The following is a 26,932-nucleotide window of genomic DNA, read 5'->3' as shown; positions in this document are numbered from 1 at the left end:
CTCGATCAGCGGCGGTTGTGGCGCACAACCGGCATCGTCGCCACACTGGAGGGCAGCCCGGTGTTCGCCGGGTGCTCGCAGGGAGGTAGACGATGGCAGGCAACAATCCGTTCGGCATCGATCCGGAGGACTTCGATCGGTTCGCACGCGAGGCCGGCGACGGCCTGCGCGACATGGTGGGCAAGTTCCTCGGTTCACCTTCGTCGGGAGTCGCGTGGTCGACTGTCTTCGAGCAGCCCGCGCGCCGTGCGGCACCCGAACCGGAGACGACAGGAAAGTCCGGCTCGGGCGTCTGGGCGGTCTTCGTCACCGACGCCGACGGCGGTGCACGCGTCGAGCAGGTCTTCGCGAACGAACTCGACGCCCTACGGGCAAACCAACACAACACCGATCCCACCCGTCGGGTTCGATTCCTGCCCTACGGCATCGCGGTGAGCGCACTCGACATCGCTGTCCCGCCCACGGACACAGGCCCCACGCCGTCGAGCGACGGTCCTGCATCCGACGGCGGTCCTGCCTCTGACGAGCCGACGCCCGGTTCCACGTCCTGATCGCCGGTCACGCTGCGTAGGCGTCCGTCGACCATCTCGTAGACGGCGTCCATCCGGTCGAGGTGTGTCGGGTCGTGAGTGACCAGAACGCACGCCGCGCCGTGTGTCCGCGTCATCGCGACGAGGAGTTCGATGATCGCGGCACCGCGTGCCGAGTCGAGCGCTGAAGTCGGCTCATCGACGAGCAGCAGCGACGGCGTGTTCATGAGTGCGCGCGCGATGTTGACGCGCTGACGTTGGCCGCCGGAGAGCTGCGCGGGAAGCTTGTGCGACTGATCGGCCAACCCGACCTGGTCGAGCAATAGTCGGGCGCGCTCACGCACCTCGCGGCGTCGGCTCGGTCCCGACCACCATCGCTGGCCGAGATGAGCGGTGACCTCCAACTGTTCGATCGCGGTCAGCGACGCGATGAGATTGGATTGCTGGAACACAAAGCCCAGGTGTTCGCGACGAGCCCGCGCGGCCTCGCCACGGGAGAGACCATTGAGTTCGACGGTGTCTCCCGACCGGGTCGCAACCGAAACGCGCCCCGAATCCGGTCGGATCAGACGGCCCGCTACGGCGAGCAGGCTCGACTTCCCAGAACCCGACGGTCCGGTGATCGCCACGATCTCGCCCGGCGCTACCGCGAGGCTGACATCCTCGAGCGCTCGCACACGCCCGGTGCCGTCGGGAAAGGTCAGCGTCACTGCCGACATATCAAGGGCAGGAACAGAATTCGTTGAGACAATCGTGCTCATCGAGCACCTCCAAGTGCGGTCAGTGGATCAGTGGTGACGAGGAATCGGAGCGCCAGCGCGGCGCCTATCAGGCCGAGCGCGATGATGGCGGCAGCGGGCAGGAGGGTCGTGGAGGTGGTCAGCACGAACGGTATTCCGCCGAGGAATCCACCGACCAGGGCAGTGATGGCCGTTCCGATCGCGGCTCCGACGACGAGCACCATCGCGGCCTGACCCAGCGCATCGCGCACCAGTGAACCGGTCGACGCGCCCAACGCCTTGAGGACCGCGATGTCGGGGATGCGCTGCACCGTCCACACCGTGAAGAAGGCGCCGATCACCAACGCCGAGATCACGAACAGCATGACTGTCATCAACGTGAGTGAACTGCTCTCGGCCTTGTAGGACGCCAGCGCTGACAGCGCATCGTCGGAACTCGTGACCGTCGTCTGTGTCGCCCGCGCGACCGCTGACATGTCGGCACCGTTCGAATCCGTGAAGGTGACAACGGTTGCGGCGCCGGCGTGCGGTGACAACTGCTGCCAGTCGCTGAGTGCCAGGTACACGACGGGACTGTGCGAGTACCAGTCGTCGCCGACGATCCGCGCAACCGTAAATGGTCGACCGCCGAGGTCGACGGGTGCTCCTTCACTCGCGTGCAGTGTCTCCGCCACCGAGGAACTCAATTCGACGCTCCCGGGTGCAGGCGAGTCGCGGTCGGTACCGATGAGCGCCACGGGCACAGGGGAGTCGGGTGCAGTGGTTGCGGCTATCCGCGACCGCGATATCCCGACGCCGACGCTATCGGGTTGCGCCGAGCGCCATGCGGCCAGTTGCGCTGCGGTGAGCGAGGATTCGTCGAACGAGGGTGCAGTTCCGGCGTCGGAGAACACCACCGAGTTGCCCGGAAGGTGTTGCACCGCCGAGATGTTCTGGTGGCGTAGGCCCGCCGTGAGTCCGCTGAGGAATGTGACGAGTATGGCCACGAGCACGACGACGAGCGCTATCAGCGCGAACCGTCCACGGGCGCGCCGCAGGTCGCGAAGCGCGACAAACATCGAGAGGTCCTTTCTGTCGCGGCGCAGCCGGCGATCCTCGTGATCGGCGGCAGCGCAGCGTCGAACTGTGGTGACTTCTTCATGCTCGGCCGCACACGCCGTAAGCGCGTCGCCCGTCGGGATGGCATCGGCTCCGCCCTCCGTGCGTGTCCTCTCCTCCTTTCGATGGATGCGCGGAGACCGAGCGCGGCTATCGTTGAAAGACATGCACCCGTCCCCACTCACCCCCGTTGTCGCTGCGTTGCGGTGGGGTCTGCACCTGCTCGCAGTCGCATTGACCGTCGTGGTGATGGTGCGCGCGTTGATCGCGACTCCGACCGACGTCGCGGCAGCGATCGTCGCGGGGGTGTGGCTCGCGGTCTACTTCGCGGGCGGTCTTGTGGTGGGCAATCGTCGGCGGGCGCTGCTGTGGCTGGCTGTACTCACCGCGGTGTGGCTGGTCGAATTGGCACTCACCGCGGAGGCGACGTATCTCGTCTTCGTCCTGTTCTTCCTCTACCTGCACCTGATGGGTAGACGCATAGGCTTGGCGGCGGTCACGTTGGCTACCGGTGTTGCGGTAGTCGGCTACGCGCTGCACAACGGATGGTCGGCGGCCGCGATCATCGGACCAGTGCTCGGTGCAGGTGTCGCCGTCGTGATCTCCGCGGGCTACGCACAGCTCTTCGCCGAGGCGCGACAGCGTGAGCGACTCATCGACGAATTGGTCGCTGCGCGAGCCGATCTCAGCGACCAGCAACAGGCCATCGGCAGAGCCGAGGAACGTGAACGGCTCGCTGCCGAAATCCACGACACCGTCGCGCAGAGCCTGTCGAGTATCCAACTCCTGTTGCACGCGGCCGAACAGTCGACCGGAGAACAAGCGGCGTCGTCGATCATGTTGGCGCGCAAAGCTGCTGGTGACGCGCTGACCGAGACCAGACGCCTCATCGCAGAGCTGTCGCCGGCGCCGCTCGACGGCTCCTCTCTGGCGGATGCACTCCGACGAGTCGCCGCCGACGCATCGGGACACGGCATCACCGTCAGCGTGCTCATCGAGGGCGACGCACAACCACTCGCCATGCCCACCGAGGCGGCGCTTGTCCGTGTGGCGCAGGGCGCGGTGTCGAACGTGGTCCGCCATTCTCACGCCGGGAGACTGCATCTCACCCTCACGTACACCGCCGACGAGGTGCACCTCGATATCGTCGACGACGGAACGGGTTTCGCGTCCGATGCGTCGGAGGGATACGGGCTCAGCACTATTCGACGGCGCGTCGACTCTCTCGGCGGACAGGTCGACATCACCTCAGACGACGGAGGTACCACCGTTGCCGTGTCATTTCCCGCGGTCTCATTTCCCGCCGTGTCATTTCCCACCGTGGCGCCTGCTGCCGCGCGGTCGGTGCAGGAGAGCGGCCGGTGATCCGCGTATTACTTGCCGACGACCATCCGATCGTGCGGGCCGGGTTGTCGGCGTTGCTCGCCAACGCCGCTGATATCGACGTGATCGGCGAGGCCGCGAAGGCCGACGACGCGGTGGCCTGGTGCGCCGACACCGCCCGATCCCCACAACCCGATGTCGTCCTGATGGATCTCCGCTTCGGAGAGGGGATTTCGGGAGTGGAGGCCACGCGGAGGATTCACGCCCTGCCACGGGCGCCGCATCTTCTCATCGTCACGAACTACGACACCGACGCCGACATCCTCGCCGCCATCGAGGCAGGGGCGAGCGGGTACCTCCTCAAGGACACCGCGCCCGCGGAACTACTGGCCGCGATCCGCGCTGCGGCGGCGGGGGAGAGTGCGCTGTCGCCGTCGGTCGCGACCCGACTGTTGACGCGGGTGCGCGCCACACCCGACACCGTGCTGACGCCACGCGAGATCGACGTCGTCGCACAGGTGGCCACGGGCCGGAGCAACCGCGAGATCGCGAAGGCGCTGCACGTGAGCGAGATGACCGTGAAGTCGCACCTGGTGCACATCTTCACCAAGCTCGGTGTCGGCTCCCGGACCGCCGCTGTTGCCAGCGCGCGTCGTCAGGGACTCATCGACTGACCGGTCAGCCGCGCACGAGACCGATCACCTCCGCCAGTCCGTCGAGATCCTTCGCCGACGGTTCGATGAACGTGAAGTACGAGATCCCGGCCGTTTCGTTGAGGTGGTTGATCCTGTCGGCCACCTCCGCAGCGCTGCCGTGGAGGATATTGACTGATTCGCGGAGCGCGGCGTCGTCGAGGTCCGGGTTTGCCCCGCGCAGCGCGGTGACATCGGGTTCGCGCCCGACGGCAAGGTCGAAGACGATCACGTTGAGTTCGAGTGCGTCGAAGCGCTCACCGGCCTCGGCACGGACGTGGGCGACTCGGTCGGCGAGCACGTCGTCGGTCGGCAGGTTGGAGAACGCGACGATGTCGGCCTTGCGTGCGGCAAGAGAGAGCACGCGGTCGCCGATCCCCGCGACCATGATCGGCGGATGCGACTGTACGAACGGCGGCGCCTGCGCGGGATCGTCGAAGGCGACGTGCAGATGGTCGACGACCTCCTCGAGATGATCGACTCGCTGGCCGGGGCGGCCGAACGGGATGCCCGCGGCGTCGAATTCGGCTTTCACATAGCCCGCACCGAGACCGATCTCGAGGCGTCCGCCGCTGAGTTGATCGACGGTTGCGAGGTCGCGTGCGAGCAGCGCGGGACTGTAGAAGGGCGCGTTGAGTACGAAGTTGCCGATCCGCAGGTCCGGTGCCTGCGCGGCAGCCGCGACGAGGGCAGGCATCGGCCCGATGAGGCCGAGATGGTCGGGCACGAGAACGACATCGGCGCCGGAATCGGCGACAGCTTGCACTTGCGCACGGAACTGATCTCCCGTGCCGGTTCCCATCAGGTTGACTCCGAAACGGATACTTCGAGTATCTGGCGACATGCCTACTACCAACCGGCGTGGCCCGAAAAGGATTCCACGCTGAAAGAATTCCGGGCAGGGCCGAAGTCAACCGGTCTCCCGGCCGGCCACTACGCCTCGACGATGATGACGTGCAGTGTGCGCGGTCCGTGGACGCCCTCCACGCGATCGAGTTCGATGTCGCTCGTCGCGCTCGGTCCGCTGATCCAGGTCTGGGGGCGGATCGCCGAGCCCTGCTCGATCAGGCGGGCCACTGCTTCGGGAACGTCGCTGACGATCTGATCGGTGCGGATCAGGCAGAGGTGGACATCGGGTACCAGTGACACGGCTCGACGACCTTGTCCCGCGCCGTGATCGAGCACGATGGTGCCGGTGTTGGCTATGCCGACCGCCACGGTGGTGATCACCGCGGACGCGGCGTCGAGTTCGGTGGGGGAGAGATCGTCATCGGACAGCCACACCGGGTCTACCCCGGACAGCAGGTCGCGGACGACGGCGTCGGCGATGATCGGACCGTCGACGTTCTCCAGCAGGGCGTTCACGTGATCCGACAGGTGCGCTGAATTGACGCGTTCGACAACGGCCTTGTAGTCGGCGACGCGCTCGGCGAATCGGTCGACGAGGCCGAGATCGCCCGTGCTCGAGGGTCGGCCGTAGACCCAGTCGACGGGTGTGACGTCGTCGGCGGGTACGTCGGCCAGTGCCGCGCGGACCCGACCGATGATCTCCTCACGTGCGGCGGTCATCGTGTCTCATCTCCAGAAGTGTTGCCGCGCTCGCGTTTCCACCACTCGCGGAACGTCTCGGCGGGTGGGACCGGGGTGTCACGCGCACTCGACCACGGAGTCATCGGCCAGGGCAGCGCGCCGAGCGTGCGCCGGTTGCCGAAGAAGCGGTGACTCACCGTCGCGGCTTTCTGCGCGGCTTCGAGTCTGCGGTGATCGGCGAAGACCTTCTCCATGGCCTTCATCGCTGCAGCTTCGGCGGTCGGAAGCCCCTTCCGATGTTCGTCGACGACGCGGGTGCGCAGATGAACGAGTATGTCCGGTATGGGAATTCGGACCGGGCACACGTCGAAGCATGCGCCGCACAGGCTCGACGCGTAGGGAAGCGATTGATCGATCTTCGACGCCGTGCCGCGCAGCTGCGGCGTGAGGATCGCGCCGATGGGACCCGGGTAGACTGAGCCGTACGCGTGCCCGCCGGTGCGCTCGTAGACCGGACACACGTTGAGGCACGCGGAGCACCGAATGCAGCGCAGGGCAGCGCGCCCGACCTCGTCGGCCAGGATGCCGGTGCGGTTGTTGTCGAGCAGGACGATGTGCACGTTCTGCGGACCGTCGCCCGCGGCGACGCCCGTCCAGACCGACGTGTACGGATTCTCGCGTTCGCCGGTGCTGGAGCGGGGTAGTACCTGCAGGAAGACCTCGAGGTCGGCCCACGTCGGCAGGATCTTCTCGATGCCCACCACGGAGATGAGCGTCTCGGGCAGCGTCAGGCACATGCGTCCATTGCCCTCGGATTCGACGACGACAAGGCTCCCGGTGTCGGCGATCGCGAAGTTGGCTCCGCTGATGCCGACCTTGGCGCGCAGGAACTTCTCACGCAGATGCACGCGTGCCGCTTCGGCCAGCCGCGCAGGCTCCTCGGTCAGGTCGTCGGGTGCGGGGCGTCCCACCTTCGCCATGTTCTGCAGAAAGATCTCGCGGACTTCACTGCGATTTCGATGGATTGCCGGCACGAGGATATGACTCGGCCAATCGTTGCCGAGTTGCACGATCAGTTCGGCGAGATCGGTCTCCCAGGCATCGATGCCTGCGGCGGCAAGCGCCTCGTTGAGTTCGATCTCCTGGGTGGCCATCGACTTGACCTTGACCACTTCCGAGGCGCCGGTGTCGCGGACCAGATCGACGACGATGCGATTGGCCTCCTCCGCGTCGCGCGCCCAATGTACCTGTGCGCCAGCGGCAGTCGCCTTCTCCTCGAACTCGAGCAGATAATCGTCGAGGTGACGTAGCGTGCGGTTCTTGATCGCCTCCGCCGCGAGTCGCAGTTCCTCCCAGTCGGCGAGTTCGTCGACAACCGCTGCGCGCTTGTGCCGGATCGTCGACGTCGCGTGCTCGAGATTGCGGCGCTGGACAGTGTTCGCCAGCTCGTGGCGGGCCGCCTTCGGGAACTTCGGCATCCCGACGAATGTCGCGGTCACCCCGACGTGCGGATGTCCGAGCCCGAAACCGTGCTGGCTCAACGCTTCCTGCTCGGCGTGCCGATCGGACTCATCGACGTGCCGATCGGACTCAACGGTCTCGCTCATGCCGGGTGCTCCTCGGTCGATGCCAGGATTTCTGCGAGGTGCATGGTCCGGACGCCCGCCCGTTCGCGGGAGAGAAGTCCCCCGATGTGTGCAAGACACGAATTGTCGCCGGCGACAAGAACTTCGGCCTCGGTGTCGCGTACATGCCTGGATTTGTCTGCGCCCATCGCCACCGAGACGTCGGCGTTCTTCATGGCGAAGGTACCTCCGAAGCCGCAACACTGTTCGGCGGCAGGCAAGTCGACGAGATCGATGCCACGTACGCTGCGCAGCAAGCGAAGTGGCTTGTCGCCGACACGCAGCATCCGTAGGGAGTGACACGTCGGGTGGTAGGTGACCCGGTGGGGAAAGTAGGCACCGACATCGGTGACGCCGAGCACGTCGATGAGAAACTCGCTGAGTTCGAAGAATCGTGGTGTCATTTCGTCGACCGCGTGGCGGAGCCGGGTGTCGCCGGTTCGGGCGGCAACGGCCGCATGTTGGTGGCGGACCGATCCGATACACGAACCCGAGGGGGCGACGATCGCGTCGTATCCGGAGAAGACGTCGACGAACTGTCGGACACCGCCAATGGCCTCGTCGGCGTAGCCGGTGTTGGTGAACATCTGCCCACAGCATGTCTGCTCGACAGGGAACTCGACTCGGACACCGAGGCGTTCGAGCAACAGCACGGTGGCGCGTGGGGTGTTCGGCCACATCGTGTCGTTGAAGCAGGTTGCGAACAGTGCGACTCTCATCGCCTGTCGTTCTCGGTTCTGCTGTGGTGCATCGCTCACCGCCGGGGCTAGAGGTCAGGGGCTAGGGGCCAGGAGTTGAAGGAGAGGGGGCTGACGAGGGGCTGGTGGCCGGTGTTCCGTGCGACCCGACCTCGCTTCGACGCTATGGCCACCGGCAGTGAGCGTCAACCGCTGCGCGCCCTACATCCGATGGGAGTGCTGCCACGGCGGTCGCGGCTATCCGTCACGCGCGGAGCGCAGCGCCTCGCGGCGGAGTTCAGCCTCGGCGAAGCGTCGTTTCTGGTCGTCGGTCTCGGGCGTGAGCGGTGGTACCTCGCGCGGCCGTCCGTCGTCGCCCATGGCGACCATGGTGAAGTAGCAACTGTTGGTGTGTCGGCGAATCCCGGTATGGATGTTCTCGGTCTCGACCCTGATCCCGACCTCCATCGACGTGCGGCCGGTGTAATTGATCGACGCCGACAGGATGAGCAGCTCGCCCACGCGTATCGGTTCACGAAAGATGACGCGATCGACCGACAACGTGACCGCGTATCGACGCGAGTATCTGCTCGCGCATGCGTAGGCGACCTCGTCGAGCAGTTTGAGCAGCGTGCCGCCGTGGACGTTTCCGGTGAAGTTGGCCATGCCCGGCGTCATCAGCAATGACATCGACAGCGTCGAGCGGTCGGCGTCGGACACGTGATGAGTGCTCTCCGACGATCCGTGCCCGGCATCCATGTCGCGAATCGTAGCCCGCGATCACGGGGTCTGGCGCCCTATAGGCGCGCAAACGCCCCGCGACCGGGCAAACGCGCGTGGTACACCACGGGCGTCCGCGTAGTCGCGGGGCGTTGACAAGAACCGTTGACCCGATCGGGTCGTCACGGCAGGTGGGCAGACCTCAGGATCAGAGGTACTGGCCGCACACGGGCCATGCGCCCGGTCCCTGAGTTGCGAGTACGTTCTCCGCGACGCGGATCTGCTCCTCGCGCGACGCGCTGGACGCGCTGCCGCTGCCGCCGTTGGCCTCCCAGGTGCTCTGCGAGAACTGCAGGCCGCCGTAGTAGCCGTTGCCGGTGTTGGTTGCCCAGTTGCCGCTGCTCTCGCAGTTGGCGACGGCATCCCAGTCGTGTCCATCCGCAGAGGCGGTCGCGGTCGCGACGCCGAAGGGAGCAAGTGCGATCGCGCCGATGATTCCGGCGCGAAGGGCGGTCTTCTTCATCCGCGTGGTCATTGTTCCTCCTATCAGTCACCCGGTCAGGACAAATTGAGTGGGGTGTTCGGGTGACTCGTATTTGGACCAACGGCGACCTTACGGAGTGATCACGGAAAGGTCACATCGACTTTCTGACCTGCGCTGTGACGATTACCCAAGATAAATCTGGCATTTTTCTGAGAAATGCCTGCGCACTCCGGCGTTTCGTCGTGCTATTTCGCAAGTTTAATGAGTGCCTATACTGTGAGACAGATCACCACTATTTTGTGGTCCGGCGCACAGATATCGTCGAGTTGGTTAACGTTGAGCGCGGAGAAATGAGGACGAAATGTCGGAAATGAATTCCACCACGGTCACTGTCTCGCACGACGGGCCGCTGCGTTACCTCACGCTGACCGATCCACGACGACGCAACCCGCTCTCGACGTCGACGATGCGGGCAGCCACAACGGCGCTGCGTGAGTTCGATCAGGACCCCGGCGTACGTGTGGTCGTCATTCGGGCAGAAGGACCCGCCTTTTCTGCGGGACACGACCTCACCGAACTCGTCGACAGAACTCTCGCGGACGAGGAGGCGGTGTTCGCGACGTGTGTCGAGCTGATGGCGACCATCCACGAGATCCGTCAACCGGTCATCGCGCAGGTCGCGGGGGCCGCCTTCGCGGCGGGATGCCAGCTCGTCGCCGCGTGCGATCTCGCCGTGGCGTCCACAGCGGCATCGTTCAGTACGCCGGGCGTACGGATCGGATTGTTCTGCTCGACGCCGATGGTGGCGCTGACCAGGGCGATCGGGCGTAAGCGTGCGATGAAGATGCTGCTGACCGGAGACCCGATCGACGCGGCGACCGCGGCGGATTGGGGGTTGATCAATGACGTCGTCGAACCGGAAGCTCTCGATGACACCGTCCGTGGTCTTGCGCTGCGGATTGCGGCGTCGAGTGCGTCGACCCTGATGATCGGGAAGCGTGCCTTCTATCGGCAGATCGACGAGCCCGAGCCGCAGGCGTACCGCTCGATGAGTTCGACGATGGCCACCAACGCGATGACGTGTGACGCACAGGAGGGGATCACGGCTTTTCTCGCAAAGCGAGAGCCGGTCTGGTCAGATCGCTGACGAGACCATCAGGCGATGCTTTCACCGCCACCTCTCTCCTCGCCATCCCTGCTGTCGCTGTTGTCGCTGTCGCCCGCGCGTAGAGTCTGGTTCTCGACCTTGCGGATCCGCTCCTCCCGATCGTTGTGACGTCGCGCGTCCTCGACCTCGTCCGTGGTCGGTCGACCCGACGAGACCAGTACGTCAGCCCAGCGGGTCGACGGATCGATGTCGATCAGGAGCGACTTGCACAGCAGCGTGAGTGGGATGGCGAGAAGCGCACCGAGCGGGCCGATCACCCAAGCCCAGAAGATCAGCGACAGGAACGTGACCGTCGTGGTGAGACCGACGGAGTCGCCGACGAACTTGGGCTGGATCACCGACTGGATCACGAAGTTGATCACCGAATAGACGATGATGACCCACAACGCGAGCGTCCAGCCTCCGTCGAGGAGTGCCAGGATCGCGGGCGGGATGACTCCGAGCACGAAGCCGATGTTCGGGATGTAGTTGGTGATGAACGAGAGCAGGCCCCACAGCAGCGGGAGCGGAATGCCCATCAGCCACAGGGCGCCGGTATCGAAGACGGCCACGATCAGGCCGAACACCGTCGAGACGACGAGATAGTTACGCGTGCCCGAGGCAAACGTCTGAAACGCGTGCGCCACGTCGGGGCGAACCTTCTTCAGAACGTCGAAACGTTCGTCGGCGTTGATCGAGTCGACGGCCATGAACAGCAGAACGGTGAGCACCAAGATGAGAGCCGACGCCGCGCTCGCCGTGCTCGACACGACGTCGCCGACGACATCGAATACCTTGCCCGCGTCGACGTGCGAGAGCATGTCGTTGACCTTGTCCTGTCCGATGCCGTGGTCGGACAGTGCTTTTTGGATGTCGTCGATGAGGTCGTTGAACTTGTCGCTGTACTGGGGGAGGATCGTCGCGAGCCGGGCGATGCAGTAGATGACCGAACCGAACAGCCCGAGGATGATCCCGTAGACCAGTAGGACCGTCGCGAGGAATGCGGCCCACTTGGGCCAGCCCTTGCGTCGCAACCAGCCGGGCAACGGGGCAACAGCGACGGTCATGATCAGGCCGAGGAACACGGGCCCGACGATCGATCCGATCGATTTGATTCCCAAGACCGCGACAACGATGCCCGCGATGGTCAGCAGCACCACCGTTCCCCGGGGAAGTGCCCAGGTCGGCGAACCCGGGTCGTTGATTGCCTTGTCGTCGATAACCTTGTCGTCGGCAACTTCGCCGTCAATGACCTTGTCGTCAGTCGCGTCTTCGTCCGCCATGTCGACCTTTCTGTCGGCGTCGGCCCCCGCAGATATCCCTTGTGACGCAGCAATCCCGATGGCGCAGCGGTCGTGCCTTTGAGACGCCGCGCTCGTTATGACGGTTGTGACGAAGAAACCCGTCGGGCAAAGCATATAGACGCTCGTGCCATTCGCGAGAGCGAAACACGCGTACCGGCTCGGGCTCAGTCGATCCAATTTCTGGTGTAGAGATCCTGCCACCGGACGTCGATGTGTTGGCGTGCCGTGGCAGACGCCGAGGGACCGAGAGTCGACGCCAACACGTCGTCGGCGACCTCGCGTACGCGATCGGAATCGGCGACGAGATCGTCGTGGTAGCGGGCTATCAGGCCGATGCGCACCCGACTGACAGCGTTCTCCGAGCTGCCCTGCTCGCGCGGGCCCTCGCCGATATCGCGGCTCTCGGGGCCGTCGAGTTCCACCAGCACGACGAGTCGGCCAAGTATGTGTCGGATACGTGTGGCGAGCAGCTGTTTGACGACCCGGTCGTTGACGCTCACCATGCCGTCATCGGTGTCGAGGATGCGGCCGTTGCGTCGGACTCGCCCGAGCTTTCCCGTGATCGACGAGATGAGGCGGGCGATGTCGCGGTCGGGTTCCTCGAGTCGACGACTCGCCTCCACCAGCCAGGCGTCGGTCTCGTCGGAGTCGTCGTCGAGTCTCTCGTAGCGGTCGTCGAAGTCGGTGTCGGGAGAACCCGCGCCGCGCGTTGTCCTGTCTGTTCGCGTCATCGTCGTCCTCCTCTCAACGGACTCGGCCCTGTACTCGTTGGCCCTGTACTTGTCGGCCCTGTACTTGTCGGCCCTGCACCGGGTTTCTCGGTGTTTGTTGCGGCTTCGTTGGACGCGTCGTCGTTGGATGCGCCGGGCCGCCACGGGGCGAGGCGGGTCGCGAGGTACCGCCGACTTCGTTGCAGGTGCCCGCGGACCGAGCCGACAGAGATCTGCAGGACCCGCGAGATCTCGGTGAGCGAGAGTCCCTCGGCTTCTCGCAGCCACCATACGGCGCGCGACGTCTCCGGAAGGGTCGCCAGTTCTCGACGCAACGCGTCGACGAGAGACGTGTGCAGTACCTCGTCGGCGGGAAGGGGATGCGGGTCGGTGAGGTCGGCGAAGCGTTCTTCCGCGGTCGGGATGTCGCGGCGCCGACGCCAATGGTCGACGGTTCTGCGATGCGCAATCCCGAACATCCACGTCTTGAACGAACTGCGGAAAGCGAAATCGGGGAGTCCGCGCCATGCGTCGAGGAGTGTGTCCTGGGCCAGATCCTCCACGGTCTGCGGATCGTCGACCATGCGGCGTAGGTAGCGCAGCAGGGACGGCGAGAGCTTTCCGACGAGGACCGAGAACGCCTCGGCATCGCCCGCCGCCGCGGCGGCGGCGAGTTCATCCTCGGAGAAGTCGCTAAACGCGGGAGCGGGCGATGACGGACCGGGAGCGGAGCGCAGCGACGGACGCGGCGCGCCGGAATGTTGGCCCGCCGCCGACGGTGACTCGTCACTGTGTCCGGCGTCACGCGAATTCACGCGTGCAGATATCGGATTCACTACGACTGACCTTATACGGGCGCGATGAGGAAGCGGGTCAAAGATCCCGCCTTCATTGCTCCCCGTCCCGGTTACCCCCGGACGGCGTGCCGAAAGGTCGGCGCGAGCGTTCGAGGTTGTCGGGGCGCGTCGTCTGACCGTCCATATCGGATGAGAATAAGGAAAGAGGAGCGTCATGGCCGAGAACGCAGCCACAGGAACCGCAACCAACCAGTCGAGCACGACCGGCACCGAGAGCGTCAAGAGCAGCAGCGCGGTCGCGCTGGCTGATGCCTCCAAGAAGGTGGCGCCCGCCGGAGAACGTGGCAAGACGTCGATCGCCGACCAGGTGGTCGCCAAGATCGCGGGCATCGCGACGCGCGAGATCAATGGCGTCTACGACGTCGGCGGCACGACCGAACGCATGGTCGGCAAGGTCCGCGAGGTGATCCCGGGTACGGGCACCAGCACCACTCAGGGCATCAACGTCGAGGTCGGGGAGCGGCAGGCCGCTGTCGACGTCTCGATCGTCGCCGACTACGGCGTCGCCATTCACCAACTCGCGGCGGCCATCCGGCGCAACGTGATCACCTCGATCGAGCAGATGACCGGCCTCGAGGTGACAGAGGTGAACGTCACCGTGCACGACATCCACTTCGGCGACGAAGACGACGACACGTCGAGCGCGCCACGGGTGCAGTGATGTCGGGGTCGTCGCAGTCGGGGTCGTCGCAGTTGGGGTCGTCGCAGTCGGGCGCCGCGAGTGATCCGGGCGCCGCGACTCGCTCCGACGTCGGAGCGGGATCGGTGGCGCAGCAGGTCGCTGCGGCCGCGGAGGCGGTGCCCGGGGTCACCGGTCTGCACGCCGGAGTGTTCGGCGAGGTCGCGACGTATCTGCCAGGTGGCCGGGTCAGCGGTGTGCGCATGTCCGACGACTCGGGCGAGGTACACATCGTCGTCGACGTCAACCACGACCTGCGTGCGGTCGCCGACGAGGTTGTCACAGCCGCGTCGCGGGTAGCGGGCGTGCCCGTTTCGGTGGTCGTCGAGGACATCTCGGTCGGACCCGCCGAGTCTCGCGCCGAACCCGGGACGACATCAGGCGGGGATACACCAGCCGGGGAGATCCCCGTTGGCGACATTCCCATCGGTGACATTCCGATCGGTGACATCCCCGTCGCGAATACATCGACGCAGGCACATCCAACTCGATCAACAGAGGTGAACAACGATGAGTAACAACGCGGTGATCGGTCTGATTGTCGGATTGCTCCTCGCACTCGCGGCGACGACCGGTGGCTTCACGGGTTTCATCCTGGCCATCGTGCTCGGAGCCGTGGGGCTGGTCATCGGGCTGCACCGCGACGGTGTGCTCGATCTCGGTCGATTGCTGAAGAGCCGGAACCGTGGCTGATGCAGTCACCGTCACCCGTGGCGATCTAGGCGCGTCGGCGGTCGGGACGGCAGCGCCGGCCCTGTCGCCGGAGGCTGCCGACGCGTCCGATCCGGGCGCTCGCGGAAGTCTGGTTCTCGACGACCGTGTCGGCGAGAAGATCGCAGAACGAGCCGCACTCGGGGTAGACGGGGTGATCGAATCCGACGGCAAGGGCGCGTCGGTACTGAACGCGCTCAACCCACTCGCGGGTGGGTATCCGTCCGCGTCGACGGACATGTCGCAGACCGCGCCGACCATCACACTCACGGTCGCGCTTCTGTGGCCGTGCGCGGTTGCCGCGGTCTGTGCCGAGGTGCGTGATCACGTCGCGGCAGAGGTCACTCGGCTGACCGGAGTTCGCCCCGGACGGGTGGATGTGACAGTCGCCGAGATCGTGACGACGGCACAGGCAAAGAGCCGTCGCGCAGGGTTTGTCGAGATCCCGAACCCGACGACACCATCGGAGGTTTCCGAAGAATCGCCGGAGGGTCGGGCCACCCGCAGCGAGCGGGTCACCGACAGCGATGAGGAGGAGTCATGAGCACGACCACGCCGGACGCCGCCCCAAAGGACGAGAACACGGCGGACAAGAGCACAGCGGGCAAGAGCACGGGGGACAAGAACACAGCGGGCAAGAACGAGCGCGCCGTCATTGAGGCGCGTACCGCTGACACCCACAAGGGCAAGGTCTTCGTCCCGGCAGCAGGGCCGAAATCCGTTGTGTCCGGCGTGATCATCGGCGTCGCATTGCTCGCATTGGTCGCGGTCGCCATCCACGACCTGCTCGTCGAGGCGGGTTGGGTGTCGGGCACGCGGTGGCTGCAGGCCGCTGCCGACTGGCTCGACGGCGCAACGTGGCAGGACTGGATGTGGGCTGCGGCAGTCGGTTTCATCATCGTGGGCCTTCTCCTGGTGTGGACGGCTCTCGCTCCGCGTCGGCGCACTCACGTCAGCCTCGGCGATTTCGAGGTCCTGTGGACTCGACGCGGCGACGTCGCACGCCGATTCAGCACAGCGGCGCTGTCGGTGCCGGGCGTCGAACACGCGACAACGGTCGTCGGACGACGGCGTGCCAAGGTCCTCGTCACCACCGATTCCGCGGTCGACGAGTCGGCGCTTCGCGACACGCTCGAAAGCGTTGCGTCGTCGTTGGAGAAGAAGATGCGCGTGAAGCTCAAGGTGGTCACTCGACACAAGAAGGGGGCATCGCGATGAACCGCGGACCCGCGTCATTTCACCGGATCACGGCAGGACTGATCGGTCTGATCTGCCTCGTCGTCGGAGTGGGTGCTGTTCTGTGGAAACTCAACGTGCCCAAGGTTCGTGACTGGGCCGATCACCTCGATTCGGGCTGGCCCGCCCGCCTCGACGGCACGGACTGGTGGACGGTGCTGCTGTTCGGAATCGTCATCATCGGTCTGATCTGGGGATGGTCGCTGATCTCAACGGCCATTCGCCCGAGCAAGGTCGACGACCTCGAGCTCGCGGGCAGCAACGACGACGGCGAACTGATCGTCGCGCCCAAACTGATCGCGAACGCGGTCGCCGCCGACCTCGCCGGACACACGATGTTCGACGATGTCTCGGCCAAGGCCCTCGACGACAGAGGTCGCAAACTCATCAGGGTCACCGTGACGGCGCCGCCGACGTACTCCTACGACGACGTCGCCGCTGTGCTCGGACCAGAAATTGAACTGATCCGGGCTGCGGTGGACGGTTCTGACGTCCACGTCCAGGGTCTCGTTCACTTCGAAACCCCCAAGGGCTGACGGGATCTCGCCCGATGCAGCGGTTGTCGGCCACGGATGTGGTGCCGTACTGGATGGCGCCGATCATCCCCAACGACCAGTTCGTGGTCTACATCTTCGCCGACGACCGGCCGGTCGACGCCGCTGAGCTCGCAGCGTGGATCGCGACGAGGGCGGCGAACATCGCGGACCTGAGGCTGCGCGTCCTCGACATACCGTTCACGCTCGATCGGCCCTACTGGGTGCACGCCGATATTCTGCCGCGGCAGTTCGTCGTCGACGACGCCGCGCTCACCTGGCAGGAATGTCTCGCGATTCTGGCCGATCGGATGGCCGAGCAGCTCGATCCGACCGAGATGGCTTGGCGGGTACATCTTTTCGCTCACGTGTCGTCGGTTCCGGGCACGGGAGCTCTCGGTGACGAGGTTCCGGACGCCGCCGGACCGAGAGGTGGCGATGGTCGCGGCGTCGTCGTGACCCTGCAGTTCTCGCACGCACTCGGGGACGGTCGGCGCACCGCGGCGATCGCCCGCGAACTCTTCGGACAAGTGGCCCCATCACCCGCCACCTCCGCGTATCCGATACGCGCACTTCCGGATTCGGCTCTACGGGCCGCGGGAGCGGTGGTCGGGGCGGCGCGCCTGCCCGCGCAGTTCGCTTCGATGATCGCTCGCGGATTCGTTGCCTGGCAACGGTATCGGGCTTCTCCGCCACAGCAGAGCGGCGGTGTGCCGCTCTCACGCCTGAATCGCGCACCGGGAGCGGGTCGAACCCTGCGCACGATCACCGTGGAGCGCGAGGCTCTGCGTATCGGTGACCTCGGTGTCACAGTCGGTGCGCTGGTGGCCATTTCGCTGGCACTGCCGACGTTCCTCGCCGATCCCGAGGGCAGTCTCGTCGTCGAGCTCACCGTCGCACGGTCACCAAAGAAGGCGGTGCGCAACAACTTTCGTAACGTCGGCGTCGACCTCCACGTCGACGAGCCGGATCTCGCGCAGCGGGCTCGTCTGATCGCCGCCGAGATCGACACCGCCCGTCGCGCCGACGACGATCCGGCGCGCGTCGCATCGCGTGCGGCAACCGCCGCGACGCCCGCGGCGTTGACCCGGTGGGGCATCGGACACTTCGATCCGACGTTGGTTCCCGAGAACATCACCGGGGTCACCGTTGTGTCGTCGGTGAATCGGGGTGCGGGCGACCTCGCGCTCGATGGCAGACCGGTCCTCGCGACAACGGGCTTTCCCGCGCTGTCTCCCGTGCAAGGGCTGACGCACGGCGTGCACGGAATCGCCGATCGAGTCACCATCTCGGTGACGACGTCGCCGGAAATCGCTCCCGACGTCGACGACTACGTGACGTTGTTGTCCGAAGCGATCGACCGGCTCGGGACCCTCCGACCCCGCAGCGTCAAAGCTGGTCGTGTGGCGCCCGCGATGGATCGTGGCCGCTCGGAAGAGAATTCCGTGGGCCACGTGTGAGCCGCTTCGGCAGCCGGTCGGCGAGTCCGCCGAGCGGTGCAACAGTCTGGTTGAGAAGATCGACGGTCTCGGCGAGCTCGTGGACCGTGTCCTGCATCGCGATGAGATTCGGGGCGAGCGTCGCGATGACCTCTGTCAGTTCGGTGATGCGATCGAGCGTGCCGCCGGGCGTGATGGCGCGCTCGACCGCGCCGTTCTCGCCGACGAGTTGATCGAGAAGACCACCGTCGGCCGCGAGCCTGTCGAGGACACCACCGGGTTCTGTCGCCTTCTCCAACACTCCACCGGGAGCGGTGAGCTGGTCGACGATCCCACCCTCGGACGTCAGACGCTCGAGGATGCCCTCGTTCTCGGTGAACTGGTCGACGACGCCGCCCTCGCGGGTGAGTCGGTCGAGCGGTCCGTCCTTGGCGGTCAGCCGGACGAGAATGCCGTTCTCGTCGGTGATCTGGTCGAAGATCCCGCCCGGGGCCGTCAACTTCTCGAGGAGGCCGTCCTTGGCGGTGAGGCGATCGATGACGCCACCGGGAGTGACCAGTCGCTCGAGTGGACCTCCCGGCGCGATAAGCCTGCCCAGCGGGCGGTCGGGTGACATCAGATCGCTCAGCTGAGCCAGCAGCGCGAGCGGGGCGCGTGCACCGCCGAGTTCGGCGCCCGAGACCCCGATGGCCTGCCCGATCTCGTGCTGCACACTCGTCGCGGTCACTCGCGCGATGGTGACCGCCGATTCCGCGGCGGTCAGTGCCACACCTGCTATCGCGAACCCTAGGCGGAACGGCAGGTCGACGGCCGAGCGCAGGTCCACAGGCACGATGTCGACATCGGTGTCACGTTCTTCGACCACCACGACACCCTAGCCTTTCGACGACGCCTGATCGCCCGCTTTGGCTGCTGCCTTGGCGGCCTTTTTGAAGTCCCGAACCTTCTGCAGTGAGTCGGGGTCGGTTACGTCCGCAACCGACCGAAAACCCTTCTTGCCGTAGTCGCCGACGACCGTGGTCCAGCCGCGCGGAGCGACGTCGAGTTGCTTTGCGAGGAGCGCCGTGAAGATCTTCGCCTTCTGATCGCCGAAGCCGGGCAGTGCGCGTATGCGGTCGAACAGTTCCTTGCCGGTGGTGGCTGTCGTCCACAGGCGCGCGGTGTCGCCGTCGTACTCGTCGACGATAACCCGGGCGAGCGACTGCACACGGCCTGCCATGGAGCGGCCGTAGCGATGGATGGCAGGCGGTGTGGCGCACAGGTCGGCGAAGGCCTCGGGATCGGCGTCGGCGATCGCTTCGGGATCGAGCGAACCGAACCTGTCGCGGATCTTCGCCGGCCCGGCGAAGGCGCGCTCCATCGGAAACTGTTGATCGAGCAACATGCCGGTGAGCAGTGCGAACGCGTCGGTCGACAGCAGTTCGTCTGCGGCCGGGTCTTGGGCAATCTGCAGTTTTGCCATGGCTCCATCCTAGGGACTCCTACAATGACGCCATGCGCGAAGGGGTAGTCGGTGCAGGCAGGCTGATGGTGCGCCGGATGGCGGTGATCGTGGGTGCGGCAATCCTCGCGATTACGGGACTGACGACCGTCGGCGTCGGCGGCGCGCAGGCGATTCCGGAATACAGCAACCCCAACTTCGTGACCTCGCTGAGGTGCGACAGCGCCAATCCGTGGCCCTTGGGGCCATTGCGCATCCACGTCGATGTCTTCAACGGCATCCGTTTCCCGTCGGACGGTCTGCCACCTCCGGCGATCGAGCTGATCGGCACCGATCGCGGCAAGCCGGGGCTCGTCGAGTACTCGATGGACGTCACGGTCACGTGGCGCAACCTGGCGACGGGTCGCACGGGTGTGGTCAGCGCGCCGAGCCGGGCGCGAAACATCTCCTGGCAGATCGACATTCATCCGGGTTCCGGACCGGTGTCGTTCGTCATTCGACAGAAGATCGGGGCCATCGCGTTCGTACCGATGGTCAACCCGCAGTTCTCGACGTGCCGCGGCACGGCAACCGCCTGAACGCCGGACTGTCACGATCTGAGCTCGATCTCGTCGCGCTGTCACGGTTTCGCGTGTGGTGCCGTGCAAAACGCCTTCACGCTGAACAACATTGGGTAACGTGAAAATCACGTCTGGGGCGCTGCGTCCCCGCGAACCGAGCATCGAGGCGAGGTCAGGCAATGTCACAAGCACGTTCTGCCCCTTCATCTGATCAACACACAGCGCGGGTCATCGGCGTCAGCGTCGCAGCGGCCGTCGGCGGATTCCTCTTCGGCTTCGACAGTTCCGTTGTCAACGGCGCGGTCGACTCCATCCAGGACACCTTCGGGCTGGGATCGCTGTTCAAGGGCTTCGCCGTCGCGATCGCACTGCTCGGTTGCGTTGTCGGTGCATGGTTTGCCGGTCGTCTTGCCGACGTCTGGGGTCGCAAACGCGTGATGGTCCTCGGTGCGGTGATGTTCACCGCGTCGGCCGTCGGAACCGCGTACACCCAAACGGTCTGGGACCTGCTCATCTGGCGCGTGATCGGCGGACTCGGCATCGGCATCGCTTCGGTGATCGCCCCCGCCTACATCGCCGAGATCGCGCCGGCGCGCTATCGCGGCGCGCTCGCATCCATGCAGCAGTTGGCCATCACACTCGGCATTTTCGCAGCGCTGTTGTCGGACAAGCTCTTTCAACAGGCCGCGCCCGGTGGCGACCCCATGAACACCCTGTGGTGGGGACTCGAGGCCTGGCGGTGGATGTTCCTGGTCGGCGTCATTCCCGCAGTCGTGTACGGCATTCTCGCGCTGCTGATCCCGGAGTCTCCGCGGTATCTCGTCGGGCACAACCGCGACGAGGAGGCCGCCCGCATCCTGCAGGAGGTCACCGGAGAGCAGCATCCGCTCGATCGTGTCAAAGAGATCAAACTGACCGTCAAGCGTGAATCGTCGGCCAAGCTGTCGGATCTGCGCGGTCCGTCGTTCGGTCTGCATCCGCTTGTCTGGGTGGGTATCTGGCTGGCGATCTTCCAGCAGTTCGTCGGTATCAACGCCATCTTCTACTATTCGACGAGCCTGTGGACGTCCGTCGGATTCAGCACAGACTCCGCGTTCACCACGTCGGTCATCACGTCGGCGATCAACGTGGTGATGACGTTCGTGGCGATTCTGTTCGTCGATCGAATCGGGCGGCGAGTGCTGCTTCTCTGGGGTTCGGTGGGCATGTTCATCGGACTCGTCATGGCGTGCGTCGCCTTCACACAGTCGCACTACAAGGAGACCGGCTCTGTCGGCGATACGCAGTGCACACCGGGGAACACCAATTCCGAGTGTCTGACGCTCAATGGGCACTGGGGTGTCGTGGCGCTGATCGGAGCCAACCTCTTCGTGATCGCGTTCGCCGCCACCTGGGGTCCGGTCATGTGGGTCATGCTCAGCGAGATGTTCCCCAACCGAATCCGCGGGGTCGCGCTCGGTGTGTGTACCGCGTTCAACTGGCTGGCGAACTTCACCATCTCGATGCTCTTCCCGCCGGCCAGCTCGAGCCTCGGACTCGGATGGGTCTACGGCTTCTTCGCGTTCTGTGCCGCGGCGTCGTACTTCTTCGTCAGGGCGAAGGTGCGCGAAACCAAGGGTCTCGAACTCGAGGAGATGGATGCCGTTGCGGCAGACGATCTCTCCCGCTTCGAGGCGACGAAGCGGGCGAAGTCGAGTTAGGTCCGGGTCAGGCGAGCTCGCCGGCTGCGTCGGGTGACGCCGCGACGTCGACTGCATCGGTGAGCAGATACTGTGCCGCGAAATAGCTTGCGAGGACCCAGACTTCGCTGATGCTGCGCGCGGTGGCACCCGAGATCAGGTGTCGGCGGTTGAGAATCGTGAAATCTGATGCGAGGAACAACAGTCCGCCGATGCGAGCGGACGGCTGCGGGGAGTCGACGGCGCCCGCCAGCGTCGACATCGCCGCCAACGAGGTGCCGTACGGGGAGAGCACGAGCAGCGGACGAGGTCGGTTGGCGGCCAGGACTGCGGCCGACTCACCAAGAGCCGCCATCCTCGGCGCGAACGCCTGGACTGTCGGTCGGGCACCGCGGCGCCAGAACAACGTGGAGTAGCACAGCTGCGCAACACCGAAAAGCGCTGCGCCCGTCGCGAGTCGACGATCCTTTGTCACGCGATCGGCTTCGGTGTCAGTTGGCGTGAACTCTTCGAGAAGCATCGCGCGGTCGCCTGCTGCCGAGAACGCTATGGCACCGGCGAGCAGCGCATCGTCGATGCCCAGACCGGAGTAGTGGTGCTGTCGACGCAGTAGTGCGCGTCCTGCGAGCAGGGCGAGCGGAATCGGCTTGGTGAGTGCGGCGGCGCGTCGTGTTCCGAATGCGCCCGCGGCGCTCGCGACAGCCGATGAGAGTGCGTAGGCGAGGGGAAAGCCTGCCGACGCCGCTCGGTGTCGAAATCCTCCCGACGCGGCTCGCTGTCGAGGACCCATCAGCGCATGACGGTGGCGATGAACGAACGGATGTCGTTGTCGGCCATCTTGTTTGCGCCGTCAGCGGACAGAGTCAGATACGGGCGCGGGGTGACTTGTCTGTCGGCCATCCGGGCGTCGTTGATGTAGTTCAGCGTCAGCGGCACGATCACGGACGGATCGACGAGCCCCTGCGTCATCATCACCGGTCGGGTGAAGCCACGAACCGGCAACACCGATGCCGCCTCGAGAACACCTGCGAGCTCTCGATTGCCCGAGAGTGGTTTGGAGAACAGCGATCCCAGCGACACACCGTCGACCTCGCGGGTCAGATCGGCGACGCACAGTTGCGCCGCACGGTTCAACCAGCTTCTGCCGCTCTCGGTGAGGTAGTCGACCACATCCACTGACGGGCGCGCGCTGCTGATGGCGCTGAGAGTGTAGAGGGCGTCGGCGGTCAACCCGGCGGGCAGGTTGACGGTGCCGGGGCCGAGTTTCGTGAGCAGCGACGAGAACTGTGCCGGGATCGACGACGCGGCGGCGCCGCGGAAGTCCACGTTCGGGCCGCCGAGTGTCGGCCCGATCCGAGCGAGTGTGACCGCAGCTGCGGCACCTTGTCCCTGACCGACGACGGCCCACCGACGCGAGACATCGCTGCGCAATGATTGGGTGGCACGCACCGCGTCGACGATGTTGCGCGCCGTCGCATCGGTGTCGAAATACTGTGGTGTTCCGGCGGTTCCGAGTCCCGCGTAGTCGGTGCTCACCACCGCGTAGCCACGTGACAGCCACGTCCGTGCTTGATCGAGATCAGCGACAGCCGGCCGCACCGACGGAGCGCACCCGTCTGCCAGGCCCCGGGAACCGTGCGCCCACGCGATGACCGGGAATCCGCCTGCGGGAACGGATCCGAAGGGTGTCAGCAGCACGCCGCTCGATCGTTGCGGCTTGTGATCTGCCCCGGTGGTCGCGTAGGTGAACACCGTGCCGCTCGCCGCGCCGGGCACCAGATCCGATCGGGTGATCGGCCGCCGCGAGTACACCGCGCCTGCCGACGCCCCGCTTGTCGTGACCGCATCGACAGTCGTTGTGGTGTCGGAAAACTTGGTGGGGTCGGAAGTCTTGGCGGGGTCCGAGGAGGACTGCGCGCTCGGCTCACCGGCCGACGCTGGTGGGGCCGCCGACGCCAGGGCAGGTGCTGCCGCGAGGCCTACGCAGGCGATGGCTGCGCACGTCGCAATCCGAAGCGATCTGCCCTGTGCCCTCCGCGGTCTCCGACGGCGAGATGACGTGGTCACTTGGCGTTCACCACGCCGACCGCAGGCAGGAAGAAGCACGAGCGTCCCGCGTTGTTCGACGTGCCGTAGATGGCGGCGAGAATGGTGCCGCTACCGGTCTTCACCGGTGCGAGGCGCACACCGGACAGCATCGGCAGCAGAACCCGCGCGGTCGGATCCGTCACCGGGGCAAGCTTTTCGAAGCCGCCCTGGAGCGTCGAGGTGTTGAACCACGCAACCTGCATCTGACCGTCATCGGCGGTGCCGGTACCGACGGCGGCCGGGACGAACGCGAAAGCCGTCTCACCCTTGTCGACGAGATTCAGCTTCTTCGGCAATGTGATGCCGGGGATGAGTTTCAGCAGCGGCGCCAGGGGCTCGACAACCTTCATCGGCTCCTCCTTGGCGGGCCACGGACCGGGCGCCGCACCGGCGGCGCCTGTCACGATCCCGAGCGGGTTGTCGTCGGTGGGCGCTGCGCAGAACGGTGCGATCGCGGGCGAGAACGGTTGGATGCCGAGCGTTTTGAGTACCGACGCGACATCGGAACCGGCGACGGGATGGGGGGCGACGCCGGTGGCGCTCACGTCGCGCGATGCCGAAGCGCCACCGAAGGCAACGGAGAGGGTATTGAGTTTGCTCTCGATGTCGGCGGTGGAGAGCTGTCCCAGCGAGGACTTCACGGCCTCGGCGGCCTTGAGTGCCAACTGGTCGACGCCTGCGGCCTTGAGTGCTTTGACTGCCTCGGCGAGCTCGTGGTCGAGCGGGACACTGCCGAGTGACTGAGGGTCGGGAGCCAGTGTCGTCGGCGCGGTCGGCAACGCGGGCGCAGCCGATGCTGTCGCCGGTACGACGAGCAGCATCGCGGCCGCCGTGACCGCTCCCGCAACGCCAACCCGGATTCGACGGCGGTTCTGCTCGCGCTGCCCGGTCATGGTGCGGTGCCCGAGTGCGGTGTGTAGGGCCGACATCATCATGCTTCTCCTCGACACGACCATCAGCCCACGCGCGAATAGCGTGGTGCAGATGTGACAGATGTTTCTAGAGTTACAAGAGACCACGGTTGAGGTGGGGTCTGCAAGTCGCGAGTCCGAGCTGTGATGTGCACGCGACCCCGATGCGATCCCGCACGGTGACCCCGATTCGACGGCTCGGGCCACATCGGGAGCCGGAAACGGCGAAGCCGGGGAAGCAGATCTGCTTCCCCGGCTTGTCGTTGGTGCTGCGGGCCGAGAGTGGTACCGGTCGAGCGTGGTACCCGGGTCGGATCAGATGATCGCGAGTCCGATCGTCGGGATGATGGTGCAGCTGAGCACCTTGCCCTTGGTCTTGGTGGTCACGTCGCCGTAGATCGTGGAGATCACGCGTCCCTTGCCTGTGGAGGCGATCCCGGTGAAGGTGCCCGGTCCGTTGGTCGCGTTGATCAGCGCGTTGCGCTTGAGCTGGAGCTGACCGGTGCGGCCGTTGTCGATGTTGATCCAGCTGACCAGCAGCTGGCGGGCCTGATTGTTGATCGCGGGGCCGGTGCCGAGGCTGGTGTAGACATAGCCGGCCTGTCCGCGCTTGGGGCCTGGGGCCGGCGCCTTCTGCGGACCCGCCGTCACGAGAGCTCGTCCGAGGGAGTTGCCGCCGCCGGGCATGCAGCCGAAGCCGAGCGTCGGGTAGAGGAACTCCTGGATCTTCGGTGCGTTCGGACCTTGCGGGATCTCCGGATCGCCTGGCTTTGCGGCCTCGATCCGGGCGACCTGCTTGCGGCCGGGTTCGCCGAGGAAGTCGGTGATCTTCTGCCAGGTGGCGGCGACCTGCGGGGGGAGCCCCGGCTGATCGGCCATCGCGCGCGCCTGCTGCAACAGCTGAGCGTTCACCTTGCCGTCCGGTCCGGGCGTGGTGACCGAGCCGATGATCGCGGGCGCGAAGGCTCCGAGGGAATCCAGCGTGCGCTGGTCGACCTTCGTGGCCTGGGTGGGCGCCGGTGCCGCGTGCGCGAGGCTCGGCGCGGCGAGCGAAGCGGCGACGGCGACCGTTGCTGCGGCCACTGCGATGCGGGCGCGACTGGTCAGTGCTGAGAGACGCACTTGTCGGAGTCCTATCGGTTGTCGGTGTACTTATCGGGCACTCGGTACTTGTCGAGCACCGGCTAACGGTGCACTCGGGACCCTACCCGGGCGTCCTGTCCTCAAACGCCGGCGCGTCATTCTAAGCCCCGGCGATGGGGCGGTGTCCAGGGGAGCCTAACGCCGCAAGCACCCCGATTTTGGTGCAGGTGATGCAATTGTTACGAATGTTACGTACGGACGTGCACTGTCTGCTGGTCTGCGGAACGTCAGTGATGCACCTGGTTAGATCGACAGGAGTTCGATCAATGTCGGTCTTCTCGGTGGTGTGTCTTTCTTCAGTGGTGTCGCCCGAGTTCTGTGTGTCGGAAGGCGTCGATCTCGCATGCGAAGAGCACCAGGAGATGTGGATCGCCCGGAGATGAGGAGCGCTGGTGACAGACCGGACCGCAGTGAGACGCCCCCGCTGGGAGCGGAGTACGCGCAGAGGGTTGGTACGCACCGGGGCGGTGGCCGCAGCGGTTGTCGCGGTCGGAGCGTCGATGCTGACCGCGTGTGGCGACGATCCGTCGTCGAATTCTCAGGTCACGCTGTTGACCCACGATTCGTTCGATCTCCCGCAAACGGTCTTCGACGAGTTCAAGAAGGAGACCGGCCAGACGCTCAAGGTCGTCAAGAGCGGCGACGCGGGCCAGCTGGCGTCGACGGTGTCTCTCACGCCGGGTTCGCCGAAAGGTGACGCGGTGTACGGGATCGACAACACGTTCGCGACCCGACCCATTCAGGCCGGGGCGCTCGAGTCGTACGCATCGCCCGCTCTGGCCGACGGCGCCGATCGATACGCGGTGCCCGACTCGAACAACGAGCTGACGGCGGTCGACCGTGGCGACGTCTGTCTCAACATCGACGACGAGTGGTATCGACGCGAGGGCCAGACCCCGCCGAAGAGTCTGCGCGACCTGACCGATCCCACCTACGCCAAGCAGGCCGCGCTGATCGACCCCGGCACGTCGTCGCCGGGTATGGCATATCTGCTCAGCACTGTCGGAGTATTCGGGAACAACTGGCAGGACTACTGGAAGCAGGTGTCCGCGGCGGGCGCGACGATCGTGTCGGG

The 26,932-nt window shown here is 65.7% G+C and carries 30 protein-coding genes and 1 pseudogene; 14 read left to right on the top strand and 17 right to left on the bottom strand.

Features of this window, described 5'->3' with window-relative positions; all coding sequences use genetic code 11:
• The first annotated feature begins 92 nt into the window (after window positions 1–92).
• Window positions 93–551, top strand: coding sequence for a hypothetical protein (locus B3T59_RS19555; RefSeq protein WP_039856502.1), 459 nt, complete (start codon window positions 93–95; stop codon window positions 549–551).
• Window positions 552–568: 17 nt separating this feature from the next.
• On the opposite strand, the pseudogene B3T59_RS19550 reads toward B3T59_RS19555, so the two are convergent.
• Together B3T59_RS19550 and B3T59_RS19545 are read right to left on the bottom strand one after the other, a co-directional pair.
• Window positions 569–1,291: pseudogene (locus B3T59_RS19550) on the bottom strand (ABC transporter ATP-binding protein); the annotation flags it as partial.
• Window positions 1,288–2,328 carry an ABC transporter permease gene (locus B3T59_RS19545; RefSeq protein ID WP_005207734.1) on the bottom strand — a complete coding sequence of 347 codons (1,041 nt, stop codon included), beginning with the start codon at window positions 2,326–2,328 and terminating at the stop codon, window positions 1,288–1,290. The pseudogene B3T59_RS19550 and the gene B3T59_RS19545, both read right to left, overlap by 4 nt.
• A gap of 205 nt (window positions 2,329–2,533) precedes the next feature.
• Between B3T59_RS19545 and B3T59_RS19540 the strand changes: the two genes are divergently transcribed.
• A complete protein-coding gene (locus B3T59_RS19540) occupies window positions 2,534–3,733 on the top strand; it encodes a sensor histidine kinase (RefSeq protein WP_039856503.1) in 1,200 nt (399 codons plus the stop codon).
• Window positions 3,730–4,365, top strand: a complete 636-nt coding sequence (locus B3T59_RS19535; protein WP_005207736.1) for a response regulator transcription factor — start codon at window positions 3,730–3,732, stop codon at window positions 4,363–4,365. The genes B3T59_RS19540 and B3T59_RS19535 overlap by 4 nt, the downstream gene beginning before the upstream one ends.
• A gap of 4 nt (window positions 4,366–4,369) precedes the next feature.
• Here the strand turns inward: B3T59_RS19535 and B3T59_RS19530 are convergent, their stop codons facing one another.
• The 6 genes from B3T59_RS19530 to B3T59_RS19505 form a co-directional block, all read right to left on the bottom strand.
• Complete coding sequence (locus tag B3T59_RS19530; RefSeq protein ID WP_039856505.1) at window positions 4,370–5,227, bottom strand: TIGR03621 family F420-dependent LLM class oxidoreductase; 858 nt, start codon at window positions 5,225–5,227, stop codon at window positions 4,370–4,372.
• An 89-nt stretch (window positions 5,228–5,316) separates the two neighbouring features.
• The gene (locus B3T59_RS19525; protein WP_005207738.1) at window positions 5,317–5,952 is read right to left on the bottom strand and encodes a LutC/YkgG family protein; all 636 of its coding nucleotides are present in this window, start codon (window positions 5,950–5,952) and stop codon (window positions 5,317–5,319) included.
• Window positions 5,949–7,391 (bottom strand): LutB/LldF family L-lactate oxidation iron-sulfur protein, encoded by a 1,443-nt coding sequence (locus B3T59_RS19520; RefSeq protein WP_168431295.1) that lies wholly within the window; start codon window positions 7,389–7,391, stop codon window positions 5,949–5,951. Before B3T59_RS19520 ends, B3T59_RS19525 begins: the two co-directional genes overlap by 4 nt.
• Before the next feature lie 125 nt (window positions 7,392–7,516).
• A complete protein-coding gene (locus tag B3T59_RS19515; RefSeq protein WP_064867210.1) occupies window positions 7,517–8,257 on the bottom strand; it encodes a (Fe-S)-binding protein in 741 nt (246 codons plus the stop codon).
• A gap of 216 nt (window positions 8,258–8,473) precedes the next feature.
• The gene (locus tag B3T59_RS19510) at window positions 8,474–8,905 is read right to left on the bottom strand and encodes an acyl-CoA thioesterase (protein WP_039856270.1); all 432 of its coding nucleotides are present in this window, start codon (window positions 8,903–8,905) and stop codon (window positions 8,474–8,476) included.
• Window positions 8,906–9,143: 238 nt separating this feature from the next.
• Window positions 9,144–9,470, bottom strand: a complete 327-nt coding sequence (locus B3T59_RS19505; RefSeq protein WP_005207410.1) for a transglycosylase family protein — start codon at window positions 9,468–9,470, stop codon at window positions 9,144–9,146.
• 310 nt (window positions 9,471–9,780) lie between these two features.
• On the opposite strand from B3T59_RS19505, the gene B3T59_RS19500 reads away from it, so the two are divergent.
• On the top strand, window positions 9,781–10,566 hold the full coding sequence (locus B3T59_RS19500; RefSeq protein WP_005207409.1) for an enoyl-CoA hydratase: 786 nt from the start codon (window positions 9,781–9,783) through the stop codon (window positions 10,564–10,566).
• Window positions 10,567–10,574: 8 nt separating this feature from the next.
• Here B3T59_RS19500 and B3T59_RS19495 read toward each other — a convergent pair whose 3' ends face one another.
• The 3 genes from B3T59_RS19495 to B3T59_RS19485 all read right to left on the bottom strand — a co-directional run bounded on the left by B3T59_RS19495 (window position 10,575) and on the right by B3T59_RS19485 (window position 13,317).
• Window positions 10,575–11,849, bottom strand: coding sequence for an AI-2E family transporter (locus B3T59_RS19495; protein ID WP_064904371.1), 1,275 nt, complete (start codon window positions 11,847–11,849; stop codon window positions 10,575–10,577).
• A 185-nt stretch (window positions 11,850–12,034) separates the two neighbouring features.
• Window positions 12,035–12,601 (bottom strand): hypothetical protein, encoded by a 567-nt coding sequence (locus tag B3T59_RS19490; protein ID WP_251722933.1) that lies wholly within the window; start codon window positions 12,599–12,601, stop codon window positions 12,035–12,037.
• Window positions 12,598–13,317: an RNA polymerase sigma factor gene (locus B3T59_RS19485; protein ID WP_287004926.1), complete on the bottom strand. Its 720-nt coding sequence runs from the start codon at window positions 13,315–13,317 to the stop codon at window positions 12,598–12,600. The genes B3T59_RS19490 and B3T59_RS19485 overlap by 4 nt, the downstream gene beginning before the upstream one ends.
• A 274-nt stretch (window positions 13,318–13,591) precedes the next feature.
• Here B3T59_RS19485 and B3T59_RS19480 point away from each other — a divergent pair, with 274 nt between their 5' ends.
• From B3T59_RS19480 to B3T59_RS19450, 7 genes are read left to right on the top strand one after another with little or no spacing between them, the layout of a single operon-like run.
• Window positions 13,592–14,098: an Asp23/Gls24 family envelope stress response protein gene (locus tag B3T59_RS19480; protein ID WP_287004894.1), complete on the top strand. Its 507-nt coding sequence runs from the start codon at window positions 13,592–13,594 to the stop codon at window positions 14,096–14,098.
• Window positions 14,098–14,634, top strand: a complete 537-nt coding sequence (locus tag B3T59_RS19475; RefSeq protein WP_287004893.1) for a hypothetical protein — start codon at window positions 14,098–14,100, stop codon at window positions 14,632–14,634. The genes B3T59_RS19480 and B3T59_RS19475 overlap by 1 nt, the downstream gene beginning before the upstream one ends.
• Complete coding sequence (locus B3T59_RS19470; RefSeq protein WP_005207403.1) at window positions 14,627–14,809, top strand: DUF2273 domain-containing protein; 183 nt, start codon at window positions 14,627–14,629, stop codon at window positions 14,807–14,809. The genes B3T59_RS19475 and B3T59_RS19470 overlap by 8 nt, the downstream gene beginning before the upstream one ends.
• Complete coding sequence (locus B3T59_RS19465; RefSeq protein ID WP_064904369.1) at window positions 14,802–15,371, top strand: Asp23/Gls24 family envelope stress response protein; 570 nt, start codon at window positions 14,802–14,804, stop codon at window positions 15,369–15,371. Before B3T59_RS19470 ends, B3T59_RS19465 begins: the two co-directional genes overlap by 8 nt.
• Entirely contained in the window at window positions 15,368–16,045 is a 678-nt protein-coding gene (locus tag B3T59_RS19460) for a DUF6286 domain-containing protein (protein ID WP_064904367.1), read from the top strand. Before B3T59_RS19465 ends, B3T59_RS19460 begins: the two co-directional genes overlap by 4 nt.
• A complete protein-coding gene (locus B3T59_RS19455) occupies window positions 16,042–16,599 on the top strand; it encodes a hypothetical protein (protein ID WP_005207400.1) in 558 nt (185 codons plus the stop codon). Before B3T59_RS19460 ends, B3T59_RS19455 begins: the two co-directional genes overlap by 4 nt.
• A gap of 14 nt (window positions 16,600–16,613) precedes the next feature.
• A complete protein-coding gene (locus B3T59_RS19450; protein WP_287004891.1) occupies window positions 16,614–18,056 on the top strand; it encodes a WS/DGAT domain-containing protein in 1,443 nt (480 codons plus the stop codon).
• On the opposite strand, the gene B3T59_RS19445 is transcribed toward B3T59_RS19450, so the two are convergent.
• Entirely contained in the window at window positions 17,986–18,900 is a 915-nt protein-coding gene (locus tag B3T59_RS19445) for a hypothetical protein (RefSeq protein WP_039856265.1), read from the bottom strand. The two genes, B3T59_RS19450 and B3T59_RS19445, sit on opposite strands and share 71 nt — an antisense overlap.
• 9 nt (window positions 18,901–18,909) lie before the next feature.
• Window positions 18,910–19,497, bottom strand: a complete 588-nt coding sequence (locus tag B3T59_RS19440) for an HhH-GPD-type base excision DNA repair protein (RefSeq protein WP_005207397.1) — start codon at window positions 19,495–19,497, stop codon at window positions 18,910–18,912.
• A 65-nt stretch (window positions 19,498–19,562) separates the two neighbouring features.
• Between B3T59_RS19440 and B3T59_RS19435 the strand changes: the two genes are divergently transcribed.
• Together B3T59_RS19435 and B3T59_RS19430 are read left to right on the top strand one after the other, a co-directional pair.
• Complete coding sequence (locus B3T59_RS19435) at window positions 19,563–20,054, top strand: hypothetical protein (protein ID WP_287004925.1); 492 nt, start codon at window positions 19,563–19,565, stop codon at window positions 20,052–20,054.
• A 161-nt stretch (window positions 20,055–20,215) separates the two neighbouring features.
• Entirely contained in the window at window positions 20,216–21,736 is a 1,521-nt protein-coding gene (locus tag B3T59_RS19430; RefSeq protein WP_287004890.1) for a sugar porter family MFS transporter, read from the top strand.
• A 7-nt stretch (window positions 21,737–21,743) separates the two neighbouring features.
• Here B3T59_RS19430 and B3T59_RS19425 read toward each other — a convergent pair whose 3' ends face one another.
• The 4 genes from B3T59_RS19425 to B3T59_RS19410 form a co-directional block, all read right to left on the bottom strand.
• Window positions 21,744–22,505 carry a lysoplasmalogenase family protein gene (locus B3T59_RS19425; protein ID WP_287004889.1) on the bottom strand — a complete coding sequence of 254 codons (762 nt, stop codon included), beginning with the start codon at window positions 22,503–22,505 and terminating at the stop codon, window positions 21,744–21,746.
• Window positions 22,505–23,782: a lipase family protein gene (locus tag B3T59_RS19420; protein WP_287004887.1), complete on the bottom strand. Its 1,278-nt coding sequence runs from the start codon at window positions 23,780–23,782 to the stop codon at window positions 22,505–22,507. Before B3T59_RS19420 ends, B3T59_RS19425 begins: the two co-directional genes overlap by 1 nt.
• Window positions 23,779–24,735, bottom strand: a complete 957-nt coding sequence (locus B3T59_RS19415; protein WP_082946583.1) for a hypothetical protein — start codon at window positions 24,733–24,735, stop codon at window positions 23,779–23,781. Before B3T59_RS19415 ends, B3T59_RS19420 begins: the two co-directional genes overlap by 4 nt.
• A gap of 294 nt (window positions 24,736–25,029) precedes the next feature.
• Window positions 25,030–25,836 carry a hypothetical protein gene (locus tag B3T59_RS19410; RefSeq protein ID WP_005207391.1) on the bottom strand — a complete coding sequence of 269 codons (807 nt, stop codon included), beginning with the start codon at window positions 25,834–25,836 and terminating at the stop codon, window positions 25,030–25,032.
• 413 nt (window positions 25,837–26,249) lie between these two features.
• On the opposite strand from B3T59_RS19410, the gene B3T59_RS19405 reads away from it, so the two are divergent.
• Window positions 26,250–26,932, top strand: a 683-nt coding sequence (locus B3T59_RS19405; RefSeq protein WP_287004885.1) for a thiamine ABC transporter substrate-binding protein, incomplete at its 3' end; no start/stop codon positions are given.

It is taken from the genome of Gordonia sp. UBA7860 (genome assembly GCF_002500165.1).
Taxonomy (GTDB): domain Bacteria; phylum Actinomycetota; class Actinomycetes; order Mycobacteriales; family Mycobacteriaceae; genus Gordonia; species Gordonia sputi.
The sequence above is the reverse complement of the archived record's forward strand: the minus strand, read 5'-3'. Positions and strand labels throughout refer to the sequence as shown.

What these genes read in the sequence shown, in the direction of transcription:
- B3T59_RS19555 (WP_039856502.1), top strand. Translation starts at nt 93, where the DNA reads ATGGCAGGCAACAATCCGTTCGGCATCGATCCGGAGGACTTCGATCGG.
- B3T59_RS19545 (WP_005207734.1), bottom strand. Translation starts at nt 2,328, where the DNA reads ATGTTTGTCGCGCTTCGCGACCTGCGGCGCGCCCGTGGACGGTTCGCG.
- B3T59_RS19540 (WP_039856503.1), top strand. Translation starts at nt 2,534, where the DNA reads ATGCACCCGTCCCCACTCACCCCCGTTGTCGCTGCGTTGCGGTGGGGT.
- B3T59_RS19530 (WP_039856505.1), bottom strand. Translation starts at nt 5,227, where the DNA reads ATGTCGCCAGATACTCGAAGTATCCGTTTCGGAGTCAACCTGATGGGA.
- B3T59_RS19525 (WP_005207738.1), bottom strand. Translation starts at nt 5,952, where the DNA reads ATGACCGCCGCACGTGAGGAGATCATCGGTCGGGTCCGCGCGGCACTG.
- B3T59_RS19520 (WP_168431295.1), bottom strand. Translation starts at nt 7,391, where the DNA reads ATGCCGAAGTTCCCGAAGGCGGCCCGCCACGAGCTGGCGAACACTGTC.
- B3T59_RS19515 (WP_064867210.1), bottom strand. Translation starts at nt 8,257, where the DNA reads ATGAGAGTCGCACTGTTCGCAACCTGCTTCAACGACACGATGTGGCCG.
- B3T59_RS19510 (WP_039856270.1), bottom strand. Translation starts at nt 8,905, where the DNA reads ATGTCATTGCTGATGACGCCGGGCATGGCCAACTTCACCGGAAACGTC.
- B3T59_RS19505 (WP_005207410.1), bottom strand. Translation starts at nt 9,470, where the DNA reads ATGACCACGCGGATGAAGAAGACCGCCCTTCGCGCCGGAATCATCGGC.
- B3T59_RS19500 (WP_005207409.1), top strand. Translation starts at nt 9,781, where the DNA reads ATGTCGGAAATGAATTCCACCACGGTCACTGTCTCGCACGACGGGCCG.
- B3T59_RS19495 (WP_064904371.1), bottom strand. Translation starts at nt 11,849, where the DNA reads ATGGCGGACGAAGACGCGACTGACGACAAGGTCATTGACGGCGAAGTT.
- B3T59_RS19490 (WP_251722933.1), bottom strand. Translation starts at nt 12,601, where the DNA reads ATGACGCGAACAGACAGGACAACGCGCGGCGCGGGTTCTCCCGACACC.
- B3T59_RS19480 (WP_287004894.1), top strand. Translation starts at nt 13,592, where the DNA reads ATGGCCGAGAACGCAGCCACAGGAACCGCAACCAACCAGTCGAGCACG.
- B3T59_RS19475 (WP_287004893.1), top strand. Translation starts at nt 14,098, where the DNA reads ATGTCGGGGTCGTCGCAGTCGGGGTCGTCGCAGTTGGGGTCGTCGCAG.
- B3T59_RS19470 (WP_005207403.1), top strand. Translation starts at nt 14,627, where the DNA reads ATGAGTAACAACGCGGTGATCGGTCTGATTGTCGGATTGCTCCTCGCA.
- B3T59_RS19460 (WP_064904367.1), top strand. Translation starts at nt 15,368, where the DNA reads ATGAGCACGACCACGCCGGACGCCGCCCCAAAGGACGAGAACACGGCG.
- B3T59_RS19455 (WP_005207400.1), top strand. Translation starts at nt 16,042, where the DNA reads ATGAACCGCGGACCCGCGTCATTTCACCGGATCACGGCAGGACTGATC.
- B3T59_RS19450 (WP_287004891.1), top strand. Translation starts at nt 16,614, where the DNA reads ATGCAGCGGTTGTCGGCCACGGATGTGGTGCCGTACTGGATGGCGCCG.
- B3T59_RS19440 (WP_005207397.1), bottom strand. Translation starts at nt 19,497, where the DNA reads ATGGCAAAACTGCAGATTGCCCAAGACCCGGCCGCAGACGAACTGCTG.
- B3T59_RS19435 (WP_287004925.1), top strand. Translation starts at nt 19,563, where the DNA reads ATGGTGCGCCGGATGGCGGTGATCGTGGGTGCGGCAATCCTCGCGATT.
- B3T59_RS19430 (WP_287004890.1), top strand. Translation starts at nt 20,216, where the DNA reads ATGTCACAAGCACGTTCTGCCCCTTCATCTGATCAACACACAGCGCGG.
- B3T59_RS19425 (WP_287004889.1), bottom strand. Translation starts at nt 22,505, where the DNA reads ATGGGTCCTCGACAGCGAGCCGCGTCGGGAGGATTTCGACACCGAGCG.
- B3T59_RS19415 (WP_082946583.1), bottom strand. Translation starts at nt 24,735, where the DNA reads ATGATGTCGGCCCTACACACCGCACTCGGGCACCGCACCATGACCGGG.